Consider the following 18392-nt stretch of genomic DNA (forward strand, 5'->3'; position numbering starts at 1 on the left):
CGCCTACCGGTTGCTGATGCCCCACATCGCGAAGAGGCGACGCCGGACGAGGAAGATGAAGAGAACGGAGGGCACGATCAGCACGAGCCCTCCGGCGAATTGCAGATGCAGCGGCGATTCAGACAGCACCGACAGGAGATAGGCGGTGAGCGTGCGCTGCCTCACCGTCAGCACCGAGGCCGCGAAGACCTCGTTCCAGGACAGCACGAAGGCGAAGATCGAGGCGGCCGCGATCCCCGGCAGAGCCAGCGGCAGCACTACGCGGACGAAGCCGGTGAACCGCGAGCAGCCGAACACCCAGGCAGCCTCCTCGAGCTCCTTGGGGATGCCCATGAACAGGCTGGCGCAGACCAGCGTGGCGAACGGCGTCGCCAGCACGGCATGGACCAGCGCGACGCCGAAGGGCGTGTCATAAACGCCGAGCCTGATGAAGGAGACGGTGAGCGGCAGCGCCAGGATCGCGACCGGGAAGGCGCGCGTCATCAGAATCAGCACGCGATAGGCACCCGCGCCCCGGAAGCGGAATCGCGCCAGCGCGTAGCCGGCGGGCACGCCGAGCGCGAGCGCCATCACCATGGTCATGGCGGCCGCCTTGATGCTGACCCAGGTCGCCCGCCAGACGCCCTCGATGGCAAGGAAGCTCCTGAGCGCCTCGAAGGAGGCGCCGAAGGGCGTGAACGGCTTGGGCCATTGCGAGACGATCTCGCGGCCGCCCAACGCGCCTAGCGCGAGCAGATAGATCGGCAGGAGCGTCCAGACGCAGAGCACGGCGACGCCGGCCCAGAGCATGGCGCGGTCGGAGCGAGTGGCGCCGGTCATGCCTGTTGCTCCGTGGGCGTGCGCAGGGCAACGAGGTAGAGCAGCGTCGCCGCGATCGAGATCGCCATGACCAGCACGGCATAGGCTGCCGCCACGCCGTAATCCTGGCTGAAATATTGGGCGTTGAAGGCCTCGCTGACGAGGACGGGGAAGTTGCGACCTCCAAGAGCCAGCGCCATCGCGAACATCTCGAAGGCGAGCACGGTGCGCAGGATCAGCGCCGTCTGGATGGAGGGCTTGAGCAGCGGCAGGGTGATGCGGACGAAGCGCTGCCAGGGCGTCGCGCCGAAGACCTCGGCCGCCTCCTCGTATTCCTTGGGCAGGAGCTGGACGCCAGCAAGCAGGATCACGAAGACGATCGCCGTCGCCCGCCAGATCTCGGCGACGACGATCGCAGCCAGCAGCGCGGCGGGCGTCTCATAGGTCAGCCAGGCTTGCGGCTGAGCGATCAGCCCGAGCTTGAAGAGCACCGAATTGAGCCAGCCCTGGTCGTTCAGGATGGCGAGCCAGACGAGGCCGGCCGCAAGATCGGAGATACCGAGAGGGATCGACCAGACCCAGACGAGGAGGTCGCGCCCGCGCCGGATCTTGCGCAGCATCATCGTCATGCCGAGCGCGAGCGCCAATTGGAGCGGCACGGCGAGCAGCACAACCTTGAAGGTGTTTCCCAGCGCATCCTCGAAATTGAGGTCGCTGGCCATGCGCGAGATATTGCCGAAGCTCCACGCTCCGCCGTCCTGGAAGGCCAGCACAGCGGTCTGTACCAGCGGGATCAGGAACAGCCCCGTGAGGAAGAGCGCCGAGGGCGCGATCAGCAGATAGGGCAGGAGCTTGGGCTCGCGCATCGTCGCCGACCGGCTCACTGGATCGGGCAGGGGCCGTCGCTCGGCTTGTCGGGCAGCCAGCAGGCGGCCTTCGTCTCGGTGATGATGCGCTTCAGCGCCTCGCCCTGCCGTTCGAGCGCAGCCTTCGGATCTTCGCCGCGCAGGACGATGCGCTGGAAGGTGTCGAGATAGACCTTGTCGAACTCGCCGCCGCGCTGGTCGAGCCCGACCGGCAGCAGGCTGACCACGGCGTTCGGTGCGCTCGTCATCTTCTGCACCGCATCGATCTCGAGCTTCAGGCCAGGATCGATATCGGCCGGCAGACCGACCTTGGCGACGGGAAAGAAGGCCACTGCCTTCGCCGTTTTCACCTGGATGTCGGGACGGGTGAGGTATTCGATCAATTGCTTGGCCTGCTCGGCCTGCGGTGCGCCCTTGGCGATGGCGAGGCCGGCGACGACCGGCATATAGCCCAGCCCCTTCGGCCCGGACGGGGCCGGGAAGGCGACGAAGTCGTCGGGCTTGCGCGAGAGCGCGTCGATCAGCCTTGCCACATGGTCGAAGGCGACCCAGACGTCGCCGGACAGAAGCGGCTCCTGCATGAAGCCGTAATTGGTCGAGTTCGGATTGACGGTCTTCCACAGCTCGCGGAATTTCGTCCACATCGCCACCGCCTCCGGCGACTTGAAGGTCGTCACCACCCCGCCGGTATGGGACGGGTAGAGATAGCCTTCGAAGAAGCGGTGCATCAGCCCGGTCGGACCGGCCGGGAAGCCGAGCATGCGCTTGCCGGTCTTGGCCTGGATATTCGCGCCCCACTGAGCGAGCTGGTCATAGGTCAGCGCATTGATGTCCGCGCCTTCGGGCAGGAAAGGCAGCGCCTGCTTATTGGCGACCATGATATAGGTCGCCTGCATCCAGGGGATGAACATCTGCTTGCCGGTGCCGAGCTTGCCGGCCTCGACCATGCCGGGGTTGAGCCCACGATCCTTCAGCTTGGCGAGCACGTCGTCGAGCGGCACGAGCGAATCTGCCGCCAGCGGCTGCAGCTCGCCGTGGAGCGCACCGATCAGGCTGGAAACCGGCTTGCCGGCCTGCTGCTCGGCCCGGATATGGACGCCGAGTTGCGGTGGTTGTTCGGTGACGAAATCGGCGCCGCCGGGAAAGTCCTTGAGGATCTCGGAGCGCATCTTCTGGGCGGCCTCGATCGGCCTCAGCTGCGTCGAGAGGAAGACGACCTCTGCGGCCGCGGGTTTGGCAAGACAGGCGAAGGTCAGGGCGGCGATGGCAGCGGTCCGCCTAAGCCGGGTCGTAGGGCCTTGCGTCATCGGATGTCTCCTCCCTGGAGATGCTGCGGCTCTTGAGGCGGCCGCTATCGGTGGGAACCGGTCCATCGGACCGGCGGGGAACGAGGGTGGCGCTGCGCAGCTCGGTCATCGCCGTGCCGTCGCGGCCGGCGAGCTGGGCCAGCAGCATGTCGAGCATGCGCGCGGCGGCGCCTTCGATATCGGGGTCGAAGCTGGTCAGCGGCGTTGCCACGTAGTCCGCGATCGGCGAGTTGTCGTAGCCGATGATCGAGACGTCATGGCCAGCGCGCAGGCCGAGGTCGCCGAGCGCATGCAAGGCGCCGATCGCGAGGCGGTCGGTGGCGCAGAGCAGGGCGGTCGGCCGCTCGGCGGCTGCCAGCAGATCATGTGCCAGCCGGTGGCCGTTTTCCTCGCTCGGCTCGGCGAAGCGAGAGGGGCCGGGCGCCGCGCCGGCTCGCGCCAGGGCTTCGCGCCAGCCGGCCTCACGGAAGAAGCCGAAGCCGTATTCGAGCGGCGCTCCGATGAAGCCAATCCGGCGATGCCCGAAGGTTAGGAGGCGCTGCGTCGCCTCCTCGAAGGCCTTGGCGCCGTCGATATCGACGCTGGCATGCCCGCCCGCACGCGTGCGGCCATGGGTGACGAAGGGCAGGCCCGACGCCTTGAGATAGTTCACACGCTCGTCGTCGAGCCGCGTGCGCGCCACGATCATCGCATCGACCCGCCGGTTCTCGACGAATTGCCTGTAGAGCACCAGCTCCTCCGGCCCGCCGCGGGCGCTGGACACGATGAGATCGAGCCCGGCCTGCGCCAGCCGCGGACCGATCGCGGCGATCAGCCTCAGGAAGAAGGGCTCGCCCAGCTGGCCGGGGCCGGTGGGCAGGACGATGCCGACCGCATCGCTGCGGCCGCCGCGCAACCGCCGTGCCACCGCATTCGGACGATAGCCGATCCGCTCGGCCTCTTCGATCACCCGCCTGCGCGTCGTCTCGGCGACGTCGCTATAGCCGCCGAGCGCCCGCGAGACGGTTGTGACGGAGAGGCCCAACGAGGTTGCGAGCTTTGAGAGCGACATCTCCAAACGCTAATCCGAAACGTTTTGGATCGTCAATTAGGGGCTTGTTGCTTGGCTCGTATCCTCTGCCGATAAGCGCTGCGCCAATGGGCTGTCACAGGAGATTACCCCTGGAGGCGCCCCTTCATCCGCGCCGCCAGCGTTCCCGCCTCCGAAGGTCTGCTTTCCGTCAAGGAGCCAATGTCGGTTGTTGGCGCATCTCGGATAAGAAACGAGTCGCCCACTATCGGTGGTTTCAGGCCCTCGCAACCCCGATGCAGACACTCCCGCGAGCCCGCTTCGGGAGTGTTCGTTTTTGTAAGCCCGCCAAGGGCTTGCCGCCCGGTCTAAGCGAGGATCGTGCCGAGTTCGCCGCTCAGCGTCGCAAGTCGTCGCGTAGCCCTGTCCGTCCATGCGACCGACTGCGTCGAGCGTGGCAGGGTCGAAATGGTTTTATCGCAGGCGACCCAACTCGTTTCTTCGAGCATCGCGTCAGGTGCACACCCATTCGCGCACGACACACCGCGTGCCTATCCGCTCGCAAGCCTGCACAGCTCGATCCTCGGCTTGCTGGCGCGTCGGTGCGGCCTTTGCGCTCCACGGCGTGATGCGCTCGCCCTTGCCCTCGGCCACGGCGAGCGCGCCGCAGTGATGGTAGGGGAAGCCGGTGCGATCATCATCGTCCCAATGGCGATGATTGCGAAAGACGCTCACGACGACGCATTCGTCGCCTCCAGCCCGCCGGCAATGCGCGAGAGCCAGGTCCGCCGCCTCCTGCCGCTTGTCGGCGCCCCAGAAGAAGCCGTGCTTCTGGTCGGCACTCGAATAGGCGATCGCCGCCCAGATGCCGCTTTCCTTCGATGCGGGCGGCCCCTTGACCGGTCTGGTCTGAAAATCGGCTGCGCCGAGCTGACCCGAGCAGGCGAGAAGCACGCCGATTGCTGCAATGGCAGAGCCGAGTTTCATCTTGGCACCTTATTTTCGGGCGGCCGAGGCTACGGAAACGACGACGCAGCCACTCGCCGTCGGGAGGAGCATCGCGTTTCCGCCATTATTGGCGAGAGCGTAGACGGCGACTTGCCCAAGGTTGCTGGCGAGCCGGCTGCCTTGCGGGAGAACGGAGGGAAGCTCGGCGCATGAGGCGGAGAAAGGCGCCACCCGAACCATGGTGCCTTCGCAAGCCGACTGCGTCGGCGCGGCGAAGACGATGCCGGCGGCCGGTCCGTTATAGTTTTGGGTGGTGTAGCTCATGCCGACCAGGGCTTGCACGGCGTGACGATCCGCAGCTTCGTTGCTCCAGGTCGACTGGACGTCGTATTTCGCGCCGCTCGTCAGCAGCTCTCCGAGAACCGGAAACACCGTGGAGCAACTCTTCAAGCCCGCCTGCCTTGCATGTTGCAGGAAGGGCGTTTCGGGGCGAGCCTGATCGGCCTTGTTCGTTTCCGCGATCGCCGATTGCGAGACGAGGTTTCGGATTGCGCTGTAATTCATCGAGCCGTAGGCGAGCCCACCCAGGATGACGATGCCGATCGCCGAATAGATCGCGATCCGGGTCCATTTGGGTTTGGGCGCGAGGCGGTCGTCGACCTGGCCTGACCGGCCCTGCTGGCGCGACATGATCCGGTCGTGGATGGATTGCTGGTTCATTGGGACTGCCTGTTCATCTGATCGCCTCGACCGCCTTCGAGAGTCCTCTGAGCGTCGCCGCCGAGATCGTGGTTGTTCCGCGGGGCGTCTCGTAGGAGATCTGCGGCTGCGCACCCTTCGAGATTTGCTCTCGCACGACCGGCCCGACCGGCAGCATCCCGACGCAGACCGTCGCATTGCAGCCATCGAGCTGCACCTTGAGCGGATTGGCCTGGCCCTGGAATTTCAGCGATATCGGGCCGGGATTCGTCGCATCCGGCGCAGTGCGCAGAATCATGTAGGGCTTGCCGTCCTGCGTGGCCGCAAGCGACCAGCTAAAGGCCAGATGGCCGGCCGAATCCTCGATGGTCTGCGTGACGTTGCAAACCTTCCGACGGGTCTGCAGGTTTTCGTCACAGATCAGCGTCCAGTTCTCGAAGGGTTGGATGATGCGCCGGTAGGCTCCCAGCTTCACATCCGGCGGCACCGCCACGTCGGAAGGCTTGACCCTGTAGTTGGCGCCGGCCGGCGCCTGTCCAGCCGAGTATTGGCCGGACAGGAACAGGCAAGCCATGGCCATGAGCCAGAGGGAGAGGGCTCGCTTGCCGACCATGCCGCCGCTCAGTTCAGAGTGAGGCTGACGCCGGCGCCCACGCCCCATTCACCCCCGCTGGTCGCGCCGGTCAGGTTGGCGCGGACGCGGCCGTTCTCGCTGGTGTAGCCGGCGCCGAAGGCGAGTGCGCCCTCACCGCGCCAGGCGCCGCCGCCCGCTGCCACGCTGAGCTTGCCGGGACGATCGTCGAAGCGCAGCGACGCCGCGGCAAGCCCGACCGCCGCGGCCTGCCTCGCCTCCTGGCGAGCCGCACGAATGCCCTGGTTGAGCTGCCCGAACTTCTGATCGGTGTAGGCTTTGCCGGCCTCGGTCACATTGGCGAGCTGGCTGTCCGTATAGGATTTGGCCTCGGCAACGCCCTTGTTCAACTGGTTGACATTGACCGCGTCGGTCCCTGCCACGCCCTCGGCAACTTTGGAGATGACGACCGGTGCGTTGGGATCGCCGCCCTGCAGCGTGATGCTGTTTTTCTTACTGCCGTCGATATTGGTGTCATAAAAGACGGCGCTGTTGGTGATGTTGCCGATGCCGCTCTGGAGGCTCTCGATCGCCAGGTTGCTGGCGTAGAGCTGCGAGCCGTTGATCGCGTCGGTGCTGGTCGCCGAGATCCGGCCGGCCGCGACGTTAGTCAGCGTTCTCTCCGCGCCCACGGAACCGATGCTCACGGTGCCGACCGGTGCCGCGCCCGCGAAATTATAGGTCGTGCCCCGGATGGTGGTGCTGGCGGTGCCGACGGCCGCATCCGTCGCGGAGCCCGCGCCCAGCGCGACGCTGTTGGCGTTGTTGCTGATTGCGCCGGCGCCGAGGGCGAGAGATTGGATGCCGTTTGCTGTCGAGTTCGTGCCGAGGGCAACGCCGTCGGCAAGATTGACCGTCGCGTTCTGGCCGATGGCGATGCCGCCCGGTGCCGTCATCTGCACGATGGCGCCATTGCCCATGCCGATGCCGTTGTCGCCGTTGACGGTGGTACGCGGACCGACCGCGACCGAATCGAGGCCGACGGCCGCCGAGTCGGTCGCGGTCGAATTGGCGTGGAAATACATCGTTCCCGTCACCGCGAAGGAGGCCAGCGAGTTCTTCAGCTGACGTAGCGTGACCGCGTCCTGATCCTCAGTGCCGTCGGCGACATTGATGATCTGGCGATAGGAGGAGGCGGTGCCCACCGAAAGCGCGCCGAGCAGCGTCTTGTCCGTGGTGTTGTAGAGAACGATGCCGGTGCCGGCGATCACGGATCCCGACGTCGGCGCGATGGCGCGATCCGAGAGGGAATCGGCGCCGAGCGCGATGCCGCCGAGGATGGTGGCCTGGCTGTTGCGGCCGAGCGCGAGCGACCCGTCGGCGAAGGCGGTCGCCTGGTAGCCGACTGCGGTGGAGCCTATCCCCTGAGCGGAGGAGTCGGCGACCGCAAGCGTCCTGTCGTTGGTGCGAACGTACCGGATGCCCTCGCCGTTGGCGTCCGTGTAGACGGTCGAGACATTGCCGGCGATGTTGTTGATCGTCGAGCCGAGCGTGGCGATGTTGGTCGTGTTCGTCGTCACCTGCTGATTGGTCGCGAAGAGCTGCGAGCCGTTGACCGCGTCGGTCGAGGCAGAGGTGAGCTGCCCGGCCGCGACGTTCTGGATCTGGCGCTCGGCGCCGGCCGAGCCGACCGAAAAGGCGCCGCCCGCCGGGTTCGCACCTGCGAAGCTGTAGGCGGTGCCGCCGATCGTCGCGCCCGCCACCGCCGTCGTCGTGCCCGACACCGAGTTGAGGCCGATGGCGACGTCGCCGGTGTTGACGGACCTCGCATTCGGGCCGATGGCGACGGAATCCGTCCCGGCAGCCACCGAATCCGGCAGGGCCGAATTGGCGTGGAAATACTTGATGCCGCCGCCGGTGGTGATGTTGTTGACGGTGCCGGCGAGACCATCGACCGCCTGGTTGGTGGCGAAGAGCTGCGAGCCGTTGATCGCGTCGGTCGAGCCGCCATTGATCCGGCCCGCCGCGACATTCGTGATGGTGCGCTCGGCCCCCACCGCGCCCACGCTCACGGTCGACAGCGGAGTGGTGCCGGCGAAGCCATAGGTCGTGCCGTTGATCACGACGTTCGCCGTCGGGACCGCAACGGCCGTGACTGCGCCGGAACCCAAGGCGACATCGCCGGAGCTGGCTGCCGCCGTCGCGCCGTTGCCCAGCGCGATGTTGCCGATGAAACCGGCCGCACCGGCGGTGGAGCCATTGCCCAGCGCCACTGAGCCTTGCCCGATCGCTTTGTTGTTGTTGCCGATCGCGACCGCGCCGGCGGCTTGGTTGGCCGCCGTGGCGGTCGCCGTGCCGTCACTGTTGGCGATGTTGTTCGCGCCACCGGTGAAGGCACCGGTGCCGCTGGCGTAGCTGGGATCGCCAATGGCGACCGCGCCGTCGCCATATGCGACGTTACCGGCGCCGATGGCGACGGCCTTGCCTCCGCTCGCATTCGCTCTGGTGCCAATGGCGACGGCATCGGCAGAGCTCGCAGAGGACTGGAGACCGACTGCAACGGCGTTGGCCGCGGTCGCCCCGCTTGCACGTCCAATCGCAAGGGCGTCGTTCGCGGATGCCGTCACGTCCGTGCCGATGCCGATGGCGCTCTGTGCGCTGGCGCCTGCTCCAACGGTGCGCGAGCCGAGATAGACGGAGTTCAACCCGGACGCGCTTGCCGAAACGCCGAGAGCGGTACTGTTGATTCCGCTAGCGGTTGCGCCCAGTCCCAGCGCGGCTGCGTTCGTGGCTGTGGCGGCGGCGTTGTTGCCGAGCGCCGTGGTTGAGACGGCTGTGGCTTGGGCTCCCGATCCCGCCGCGACGGCGCCTATTCCACTCGACACAGCCGAATTGCCCAGGGCCAGCGCGAAGTTGCCCGAAGCGACGGCGACGTTGCCAAGTGCTGCCGAGTTGGTCCCGCTGGCATTGGCCTGGGGACCAACCGCAACAGTATTGGCGGCGGTTGCCATGGCATGGAAGCCGATCGATGTCGTTGCATTGGCGGCGACGCCGATGCCGGCGTTGGTGCCGATCGCAATATTGTCGTTGCCCGTGACGAGGTTGCCTGCCGAAGCTGAAAGCGTACCGTCGTAAGTGGCGGTGCCGTCGCCAGTTCCCATAGCGAGGTTGCGTGCGCCGGTAACGCCCGAGCCGGCGCCTCTCATGACGCTGGGAATGCCGCTGCCGATAGCGGTGTTCTGTGCGCCGCTCACCAGCGTGCCGGCCGCGACGCCCATCGCGACCGAGCTGGAATTGCCGGTGGTCGAACCGGCGCCGGCGCCCTGCCCGACCGCAACCGTGCTGCTCCCGATCGCGAGAGCCTGCGCACCCAGTGCGAGCGAACTGTTCCCCGTAGCCCGGGCGCCGTTGCCGACGGCGGTGGCGGCGCTATTGGAGGCTTCGCTGAGGCTGCCGATCGCGACAGCATTGGCGGAGGTCGCCTCGCTCGATACGCCAACAGCCGTAGCGGCAGCGCCGGCAATGGCCGTGGAGCCGATGGCAGTCCCGTTCGCCCCGTTGGCGGTGGAATTGACACCGAAGGCCGACGCTCCGTCCGCGAGCGCCTGGGCCCTCCCGCCTATGGCGAGGGCATTGACGCCGTTCGCGCGCGCGAAGACACCCATGCCTATGGCGTTGAGGCCACTGACAGCCATCGAATAGCCGATGGCGATCGTAGCGTCGCCTGTTGCGTTGTTGGAGGTGCCCAATGCCACGCTGTTATTGCCATTCGCCGTGGCAGCGTTGCCGATGGCGACGGCGTTGCCGCCTGTCGCCGAACCGCCCCATTGTGCATTTTGCGCCTGCGCCGGCGCCGAGAAGGTCAGCACGGCGAGCGCGGCCAGGCCGCTGATCGCACCGGCCGAACGTAACCCTCCGCCAATCCCCAATGTCCCAAGCCCCAGCCCCTTGCGGCTGAGGCCGAGTACGCGATGGGCCATGCGCAGCACCGCCATCAGCCGGCGTCGCAGAGCGCGGCCGTCGCCGCCTGAAATCCAGTTGCCGGCGAAGCCGCCGCGCAATCCAGCTGGCGCGCGTCTATTCGTGCAGTCGGTCATCAGCCCACGTGCTCCTTGGCCCCGCTCGAAAGCTCTCGATGTGCCGCATCGGCTTTGGCGTTGATCTGATCGGTTTGGTCGCGCTGTTCCTTCAGCGTCGCGGCAATTTTTGTTCCGTGCTCTTCCGCCAGATCGAAGGCTCGTTCGATCCATGGCTCGCCGGCTTTCGGCACGGTGCGCAAGGCCGCGTGAGCGCGCTCGGGCGGCAGCTTCCGCCCGACGAGGGCATTGCAGGCCGTGAAATGGAGAGCCGGCTCCCGCTCGGCGTAGAATGGGGCGGTCAGGCCAAGGACAAGCCGTGCGAAGAGGAAATCAATCTCCGGGGCTGCCAGCCGATCAGCGTATTGCCGCTGTAAAGCGGTCCAAGCCATATCGGATTTCGAGCAAATTAATTCAAATTCTGAAGTTATTTCGCTCATATGCCAAGTCGACCGCCATGCAGATGACCATTTGGACATCTGTTGCTACTCATGACTGCGCGTCTGCGTAAAGCGCCAATTTTGCCTCTTTGAAGACACGAAATTAGCGCATTGCGCCGCAGCATAGGTTACGGCTCATGAAAAGCGGCAAACGTTAGCCGCGAGGCGCTTTGCATGCGCCTTGTGCCTGATTGCCATGCTTTATGCGCATGAATTGCTTCTCATCGACGGCGGGGTGCGCGCCTGCGCATGCCTCGCCATTTAGGCCTCAGTGGCTCGACCTTTCCTGATGCGCCGCGGAATCACCCGACGGTCAGGGTCTTTCGCCTTCCCCGCCTTCCCCGTCTTGGCCCGAGCGGGATTCGCGTTGCTCGAACGCTCTCAAGGCATCGCACACGGCTGCAGCGAACGCCGCGGCGGCCGGCGACAGGTCGCGGTCGGGCAATTTGCAGCAGGCGAGCACATTCCGCGAAAGAAGAGCGTCGTCGATTTCGACATGGCTCAGTCGCCCCCGATCCTCCTTTTGCTCTCGCCCGGTCACGACGCTGACCCCGACCCCGCATTCCACAAGCGAATGGATCAGCTCGAAGGAGTTCGTCTGCACGATCTGGTTGACCCGTGCCTTGGAGCCGCCGAATGCGATATTGAATATCTGCCGTATAAACCCCGAGCCATCGGGCAAGATGAGATTGTGTCCGCCGAGGTCTGAAAGCGTGACGGACGGACGCGCCGCGAGAGGATGATCAGGCGAGGCGATCATATACATCTTGAGAGGGATACTCTCCATGTATGAAAGCTCTGCTTCCGGGGAGAAATTATAAGCAACTGCGAAATCTATATCGCCATCCTTCAGCCGCGAAACGAGCTCCCGCGTGCTGTCGACCTTGACGTCGAAGGTTATATTTGGATGGGCCTGATGAAAATCTTTGATTGCCTCCGGCAATATGGTGTTTACGATCACATCGTTGAATCCGACCGTCACGTGCCCGCGCCCGAGACCCTGCAGCGCAATAATTTCATCGTTTGCCATGCGCAGTTCGTTGATCGCCGAACGCAGGCGGGACTGCAGGATGCGTCCCGCTTCCGTCAGTTGCAGCCCGGCTCGACCGCGCGCCCTTTCGAACAATTTGACGCCGAGATCGGTCTCGAGATTGCTGACCTGCCGGTTGATCGCCGACGCCGCGATGCGCAGGGATTCCGCCGCAGCGCGAAAGGAGCCACGCTCGGCCACCTCGGAGAAGTAGCGCAGCGTGGTCGAACCCACCAATTTAGGAATCACCGGATGCTCCGATAGCCATGCAACCGCCTGGTTTCCCGTCAAAAAGTCATAGGGATTGCGATCCTGATGGCGAACAGCTCTCGCCATTCCGTCCATAAGGCGCGATTACGTTAGGCGACTGTCAATCGGTGGGCTTGTCCCGGCACGCATCGGCGGGGCAGGTTGCAGTTTGAGGTGCGTCATCGCAATCACCGCTCGCTCCCTCGTCGGTGTCCGCTTCCGGGCAGTGCCCCAATGTCTGGTTGTGGTGCTCGGTTCCCGGGAAATCGTTCTGTTGCCGTGGGTTACGCTCCCTGATGGCTGCCATCGAGGTCCCTATCTTCGCCAGACACTCAGGTCGCGCCGACTTTCTGGAGGAATGCTCCCAGTCGTGACTGCGCTGCGCGACCCGCGAGTTCCGCCGGTTTACCACGCTCGATCACCCTGCCGGTTTCCATGAACCAAATCTCGTCCGCGACCTCGCGGGCGAAGCCGATCTCGTGGGTGACGCAGATCATGGTCATACCCGCGGCTGCGAGCCGCTTCATTGCGGCCAGTACCTCGCCGACCATTTCGGGATCGAGCGCGGAGGTCGGCTCGTCGAACAGCATGACTTCCGGGTCCATCGCCAGCGAGCGGGCGATGGCGACGCGCTGCCTTTGCCCGCCCGAGAGCAGGCCGGGCATCTCGTTTGCCTTCTCGGTCAGCCCGACTCGGGCAAGTTCCTCCATGGCGCGCTCGCATGCCGCCGCCTTCGACAGGCCGCGCAATTTGGTCAGGCCGAGCGTGATGTTGCCGAGCGCGCTGAGATGCGGGAACAGGTTATAGGCCTGGAAGACGAAGCCGACGCGCTGGCGCAATCGGTTGATGTCGACGCTCCGGGCGGCGATGTCGGCGTCGTCCACAAGCACGCGCCCGCCTTGGATGGTCTCCAGACGGGTCACGGTGCGGATCAGGGTCGACTTGCCCGAGCCGGACGGGCCGACCAGCACCTTGACCTCGCCGCGGCTGACCTCGCCGGAGATTCCGGCGAGCACCTGAAGCGTCCCGAACCATTTGTCGACGTTTTCAAAGCGGATCATGGCTTCCTCACGCCGCGACGACGATGCCGGGCGCGCCACCACGGCCGGCCGAGATGCGCCGCTCGATCAGGCGCGCCAGCGAGGTCAGCGCGAAGCAGAGCGCGAAATAGGTCAGCGCCAGGATGCCGTAGACCTCGAAGGGCTGGGTCAGCAGGACGTTGTTGACCTGCGCCGCCGCGAAGGTGAGCTCATGGGCGCTGATGACGTAGCCCAGCGAGGTCTCCTTGATGGTCGAAACGAACTGGCTGACCATGCTCGGCAGCATGTTGTGCAGCGCCTGCGGCAGCACGACCTTGATCGTCGTCGGCCAGTAGCGCAGGCCGAGCGAGGTCGCAGCCTCGGTCTGGCCCCTGGGCAGCCCCTCGATGCCGGCGCGGATGATCTCGGAGAGATAGGCGGCTTCGTAGACGACGAGCGCGATCACCAGCGTCTCGACCCCGCCGACCGCCCGACCGATGATCAGCGGCGAGAAGAAATAGGTCCAGAAGATGAACATGATCAGCGGCAGGCCGCGCACCGTGTGCACGATCGCGGTCGCCGGCAGGCGCAGCCAGCGATAGGGGCTGAGACGCGCCAGCGCCAGGCCGATCGCGAAGGGAAAGCACAGCGCCAGCGAGAGTGCGGCCATGAACAGCGTCATGACGAGGCCGCCGATCGGCCCGTGCGGATACTGCCCGACAAGGAAGAGCAGCCAGTTGTTCTGCAGGATCTCGAGCATCAGCGCGTCTCGAGCCTGAGGCGATGGCCGGACCAGCTGCCCAGCGCCATGATGCCGAAGGAGATGGCGAGATAGATCGCGGTCGCGACCGCGAAGGCCTCGAAGGTCTTGAAGGTGTAGCTCTCGACCTCGCGCGTCCGATAGGTCAGCTCGCCGACGCCGATCGCCATGGCGAGGCTGGTGTTCTTGAACAGCAGCAGGGTCTGGTTGATCAGCGGCGGCACGGCGATGCGCAGCGCCTGCGGCAGCACGACATAGCCCATGGCGCCGAGATAGCCGAAGCCCATCGAGCGGGCCGACTCGTACTGGGCCTTCGGGATCGAGCGAATACCGCTGCGGATGTCCTCGGCGACATAGGCCGCCGCAGCGAGGCCGAGCGCGATCGCCGCCAGCAGGAATTCGCCGTGATGGGCGTTGATCCACTGCCGGGCAGGGCGCGGCAGCAGCGAGGGCACGCCGAAATACCAGACGAAGATCTGGACCAGCAGCGGCACGTTGCGGTGGTACTCGACATACAGAGCCACGAACCAGCCGAGCGGCGGGAACGGAATCATCCGGACAAGCGTCAGGACGATCCCCATCGCCATGGCGAGGCACCAGGCGACCGCCGTCAGCGCCAGCGTGGTGGCGATGCCGATCAGGAACCAGTCGAGATATTTCCCGGTCAGCACGCTGCCGATATCGAAGACATAGCCCATCGATCGGCTCCCCTCCGATGCCCTGCCGTCAGATCAGCCCCTGATCTCTTCGATCTTGTAGTCGCGCTTGATGTCGAAGGCCGTGCCCGGGCCGAACCACTTCGAGAAGATCTTGTCGATCTCGCCGGAGTCCGCGGCCTTGGCGAGGGTTTCGTTGACCAGCGTCTTGAAGGCCGTTTCGCCCTTGCGCAGGCCGAGCCCCCAGGGTTCGACGAAAAGCGACTTCTCGATCACGACCATCGGCACCTTCGACTGCTTGGCGAGCTTCACCAGGATGAGCTCCGAGCCGCAGAAGGCATCGACCTTGTCCTGCGCCAGCGCCAGGAAGGCGGAGGAGGTGTCCTGGAAGGTCACAGTCTCGGCAGTCGGGATCAGCCGGCGCACGCCCTGTTCGGAAGACGAGCCCTTGATCGCCGTGATCTTCTTGCCGGCCAGCCCTTCCAGCGAGGTGATGCCGGTTTCCTTGGTGGTCAGCAGCTTCTGCTGGCTGACGAAATAGGAATGGGAGAAGTCGATCTGCTGGGCGCGCTCGGGCGTATAGCCGAGATTGGCGGCGAGGATGTCGACCCGGCCCTGCAGCAATTCGGGAATGCGCGCCTCGACGGCGATGCTCTTCAGCTCAAGCGGAACACCGACCGCGTCCGCGACCTTCTTGCAGATGTCGACATCGTAGCCGACGATCTCGCGGGTCTGCGGGTGCTGGAAGGAGAATGGTTCGGAGGTGCCGAGCGTGCCGCAGATCAGCTTGCCGCGCGCCTTGATGTCGGCGAGCTGGTCGGCCTGGGCGGCTCCGGAGAGGCCGGCGGCGAGGGCGGCCGCAAGGCCGAGAGCCGAGAAGAGCTTCATCGTGATCCCCTGTTGTTATGATCGTTGCAATGCGTCGCAGGCCGTCTTGATGCGGGCGCAAGCCTCCTCGATCGCGCCGAGCGAAGTCGCGATCGACAGGCGCAGATAGGGCGAGAGCCCATAGGCCGAGCCGTCGAGGACGGCGACGCCGGCGTCTTCGAGCAAGTAAAGCGCGACATCGAGGTCGCTCTGCAGCACCCGCCCGTCCGGCCGGCGCCGGCCGATCAACCCAGTGCAGCTCGGATAGACGTAGAAGGCGCCGTCGGGCTTGCGGCAGCTCATCCCGTCGATCGCGTCGAGCAATTCGACCGCGCGGTCGCGCCGCTGTCGATAGGCCGAGCGGGCCTCGCCGACAAAGCTCTGGTCACCTTCGAGTGCCGCTGCGGCCGCCGCCATGCACATCGAGGCCGCGCCTGAGGTCGTCTGCGACTGGATGACGTTGATCGCCTTGACCAGTGCCTTCGGTCCGGCGCCGTAGCCGATGCGGAAGCCGGTCATGGCATAGGTCTTGGAGACGCCGTTGACGAGCAAAGTGCGCTCGCGCAGTTCGGGCGCAATCGCGACCGGGCAGACCGGCTCGCCGCCGTCGAAGCGGATATGCTCGTAGATGTCGTCCGTCATCAGCGCGACGTGAGGATGGCGCTTCAGCACCTCGGTCAGCGCCGTCATCTCGTCGGCGGAGTAGAAGGCGCCGGTCGGGTTCGACGGCGTGTTCAGGATCAGCCAGCGCGTGCGCGGCGTGATCGCGGCTTCGAGCGTCTCGGCGGTGAGCTTGAAGCCGGTATTTTCGCCACAGGCGACGATGACGGGCGTGCCGTCGCAGGCCAGCACCATGTCGGGATAGGATACCCAATAGGGCGCGGGCACGATGACCTCGTCGCCCTCGCCGATGGTCGCCGCCAGGGCGTTGAAGATCACCTGCTTGGCGCCGCTGCCGACCACGATCTCGTCGGCGGCGTAGGTCACGCCGTTCTCCCGCGCGAACTTGGCGATGATCGCCTTGCGCAGGTGGAGCGTGCCGTTGACCGGCGCATAGCGGGTCTCGCCGGCCGCCATGGCGGCGGTCGTCGCTTCCCGGATATGGGCAGGCGTGTCGAAATCGGGCTCTCCGGTGGTGAGGTCGATGATGTCGCGCCCCTGCGCCTTCAGCTCCTGGGCTCGCAGTCGCGCCACCATGCTGGGCGAGGGCTTGATCCGGCCGACGCGCGCGGAAAGCGGGATGGCCGGTACCGTCACGACGCAGCCTTTCCGGTCTTCATGTAGAAGCTGTCGACGCGTCCTTCCGCGATCGCGGCGAGCGCGTTCGCCTCGCGCTCTTCCTGCTGGCGCACCAGTTCGAGGAGCCCGGCCGCGTCGGTACGATCGAAGGCGACGATGCCGTCCGCATCGCCGACCACGACGTCACCCGGCATCACCACCATGCCGTCGATCGAGACCGGGACGTTGATCTCGCCCGGCCCGCTCTTATAGGGGCCGCGATGGGTCACGCCGCGGGCGTAACAGGGAAAATCCGCCTGCTGGAACGCATCGACGTCGCGGATCGCCCCGTCGATGACGAAGCCGGCGACACCCATCGCCCGCGCCCGGCTCATCATGATCTCGCCGACGAGCGCCTGGGTCAGGTCGCCACCACCATCGACGACGAGGATATCGCCCGGGCGCAGCAGCTCATAGGCGCGGTGCAGGGTCTGGTTGTCGCCCGGTCTCGTCTTCACCGTCACCGCCGTCCCGAGAAGTCGGCCGGAGCGATGATAGGGCCGCAGCGCCCTGGTCCCATGCAGGCGGTTCATCACGTCGGAGATGATCGAGACGGGGGCGGTCCGGAAGCCGTCGAGGATCGCCTCCGGCACCGCAGGGCTGTTCGGATTGGTACGGTGGCCGATCAACGACATGGAAGATTCCGTCCCCAAGAGCTTGGTTTCGGGAATCATGTGACATGGCGAGAATGACAGAAAGCGAATATATTTCTCACAAGCTATCGCTTTTCTTCATCATGAAGTGGCGCCGAGCGATGGGGGAAAGCGATGCCGGCGAGTCTGAGGCAGATCGAGGCCTTCTACTGGACCGCCAGACTTGGCGGCTTCACCGAGGCGTCGCGGCATCTCAATCTGGCTCAATCGACGGTGTCGAAGCGGATCATCGAACTCGAGGCCGTGATCGGCGGACCCCTCTTCGACCGCACGAGCCATGCCTTGCGCCTGACCCGGGCCGGCGAGGCGAGCCTGCCGATCGCCACAGAGATGCTCGCGCTGGAACCGCGCTTCCGTGAGGCGGCCGGCGGGGCCGCGACCTTCTCGGGGCCGTTCCGCTTCGGCACGACCGAGCTCGTCGCCCTGACCTGGTTGCCAAAGCTGATCGTCGCGATGAAGCACGACTACCCCAATGTCGTGCCCGTTCCCGAAGTCGCGGCCAGCGTCGACCTGTTCGGCAAGCTGGCGGCCACCGAGCTCGACCTCGTCATCGCGCTGGATCCCCCGCAAACGCCGGAATTCACGGCATTGCCGCTCGATACGGTTCAGCTCGAATGGGTGTCGGCGCCGGGCTTCGGTCCGGAGGAGAACCTGATCCCGCTCGGCGAGATGGCGCGTTATCCGATCCTGACGCAGACCCAGGGCTCCGGCCTGCAGAAGCTGGTGCTCGACTGGGCGGTGGCCAATGGACTCGCGATCAACCACATCGTTCAATGCAACAGCCTGAACGTGCTGGCAGCCCTTGCCGCCGCCGGATTGGGCGTCACCTTCCTGACGGCCAGCTATTTCGGCCCGGAGATCGCCAACGGCCGGCTGCGCGTCATCCGGACCGAGCCGCCGATTCCACCGCTCCGTTACCATGCGGTGCACCGCAAGGGCGACATCTCGCCGCTCGCCGCGCGCATTGCGGCAATCGCTCAGCAATCCTGTGACTTCAGCGCCCGCAGCCTGCCGCGGGATTGAGTGCTGAGGCGGACGCCTTCGTCGCTCGCCTGCGAGTGAGAAATATCCGTCTAAATCCGACACCGACACCAGGGTGTGCCTGAACGAATGTCTGCTTCCGGGCATCGTGCCAATGTTTACATACGGCGCAAGATGGGAGCGCG

General features: G+C 65.7%; 17 protein-coding genes. 1 reads left to right on the forward strand and 16 read right to left on the reverse strand.

The window, feature by feature from the left end; all coding sequences use genetic code 11:
- Positions 1-3 precede the first annotated feature (3 nt).
- From GGC47_RS18460 to GGC47_RS18535, 16 genes are all read right to left on the reverse strand, one after another.
- Positions 4-819 (reverse strand): carbohydrate ABC transporter permease, encoded by an 816-nt coding sequence (locus GGC47_RS18460; protein ID WP_112762625.1) that lies wholly within the window; start codon positions 817-819, stop codon positions 4-6.
- Complete coding sequence (locus tag GGC47_RS18465; RefSeq protein ID WP_142023260.1) at positions 816-1664, reverse strand: carbohydrate ABC transporter permease; 849 nt, start codon at positions 1662-1664, stop codon at positions 816-818. Before GGC47_RS18465 ends, GGC47_RS18460 begins: the two co-directional genes overlap by 4 nt.
- A 14-nt stretch (positions 1665-1678) precedes the next feature.
- The gene (locus tag GGC47_RS18470; protein WP_142023261.1) at positions 1679-2971 is read right to left on the reverse strand and encodes an extracellular solute-binding protein; all 1293 of its coding nucleotides are present in this window, start codon (positions 2969-2971) and stop codon (positions 1679-1681) included.
- A complete protein-coding gene (locus GGC47_RS18475; protein ID WP_142023262.1) occupies positions 2943-4022 on the reverse strand; it encodes a LacI family DNA-binding transcriptional regulator in 1080 nt (359 codons plus the stop codon). Before GGC47_RS18475 ends, GGC47_RS18470 begins: the two co-directional genes overlap by 29 nt.
- A 471-nt stretch (positions 4023-4493) precedes the next feature.
- Complete coding sequence (locus GGC47_RS18480) at positions 4494-4967, reverse strand: DUF4189 domain-containing protein (protein WP_112762621.1); 474 nt, start codon at positions 4965-4967, stop codon at positions 4494-4496.
- A 9-nt stretch (positions 4968-4976) separates the two neighbouring features.
- Entirely contained in the window at positions 4977-5648 is a 672-nt protein-coding gene (locus tag GGC47_RS18485; RefSeq protein WP_142023263.1) for a hypothetical protein, read from the reverse strand.
- A gap of 13 nt (positions 5649-5661) precedes the next feature.
- Complete coding sequence (locus tag GGC47_RS18490) at positions 5662-6240, reverse strand: invasion associated locus B family protein (RefSeq protein WP_142023264.1); 579 nt, start codon at positions 6238-6240, stop codon at positions 5662-5664.
- An 8-nt stretch (positions 6241-6248) separates the two neighbouring features.
- Positions 6249-10295, reverse strand: coding sequence for a YadA-like family protein (locus tag GGC47_RS18495; protein WP_370954805.1), 4047 nt, complete (start codon positions 10293-10295; stop codon positions 6249-6251).
- Positions 10295-10714, reverse strand: a complete 420-nt coding sequence (locus tag GGC47_RS18500; protein WP_142023265.1) for a hypothetical protein — start codon at positions 10712-10714, stop codon at positions 10295-10297. The genes GGC47_RS18495 and GGC47_RS18500 overlap by 1 nt, the downstream gene beginning before the upstream one ends.
- Before the next feature lie 313 nt (positions 10715-11027).
- Entirely contained in the window at positions 11028-12080 is a 1053-nt protein-coding gene (locus GGC47_RS18505; protein WP_185748065.1) for a LysR family transcriptional regulator, read from the reverse strand.
- Positions 12081-12325: 245 nt separating this feature from the next.
- Positions 12326-13054, reverse strand: a complete 729-nt coding sequence (locus tag GGC47_RS18510; RefSeq protein ID WP_429068587.1) for an amino acid ABC transporter ATP-binding protein — start codon at positions 13052-13054, stop codon at positions 12326-12328.
- Between the two features lie 7 nt (positions 13055-13061).
- The gene (locus GGC47_RS18515; RefSeq protein ID WP_377006863.1) at positions 13062-13772 is read right to left on the reverse strand and encodes an amino acid ABC transporter permease; all 711 of its coding nucleotides are present in this window, start codon (positions 13770-13772) and stop codon (positions 13062-13064) included.
- Positions 13772-14470 carry an amino acid ABC transporter permease gene (locus GGC47_RS18520; RefSeq protein ID WP_113251875.1) on the reverse strand — a complete coding sequence of 233 codons (699 nt, stop codon included), beginning with the start codon at positions 14468-14470 and terminating at the stop codon, positions 13772-13774. The genes GGC47_RS18515 and GGC47_RS18520 overlap by 1 nt, the downstream gene beginning before the upstream one ends.
- Positions 14471-14503: 33 nt before the next feature.
- Positions 14504-15316, reverse strand: a complete 813-nt coding sequence (locus GGC47_RS18525) for an ABC transporter substrate-binding protein (protein ID WP_429068588.1) — start codon at positions 15314-15316, stop codon at positions 14504-14506.
- Between the two features lie 15 nt (positions 15317-15331).
- On the reverse strand, positions 15332-16552 hold the full coding sequence (locus GGC47_RS18530; RefSeq protein WP_429068589.1) for an aspartate transaminase: 1221 nt from the start codon (positions 16550-16552) through the stop codon (positions 15332-15334).
- Positions 16549-17208, reverse strand: coding sequence for an RraA family protein (locus GGC47_RS18535; protein WP_133565758.1), 660 nt, complete (start codon positions 17206-17208; stop codon positions 16549-16551). The genes GGC47_RS18530 and GGC47_RS18535 overlap by 4 nt, the downstream gene beginning before the upstream one ends.
- A gap of 132 nt (positions 17209-17340) precedes the next feature.
- Between GGC47_RS18535 and GGC47_RS18540 the strand changes: the two genes are divergently transcribed.
- Entirely contained in the window at positions 17341-18249 is a 909-nt protein-coding gene (locus tag GGC47_RS18540; protein ID WP_112762614.1) for a LysR family transcriptional regulator, read from the forward strand.
- Positions 18250-18392 lie beyond the last annotated feature (143 nt).

Origin of the sequence: Allobosea sp. OAE752 (assembly GCF_050433265.1) — a bacterium.
In the GTDB taxonomy this organism is placed as follows: Bacteria; Pseudomonadota; Alphaproteobacteria; order Rhizobiales; family Beijerinckiaceae; genus Allobosea; species Allobosea spartocytisi.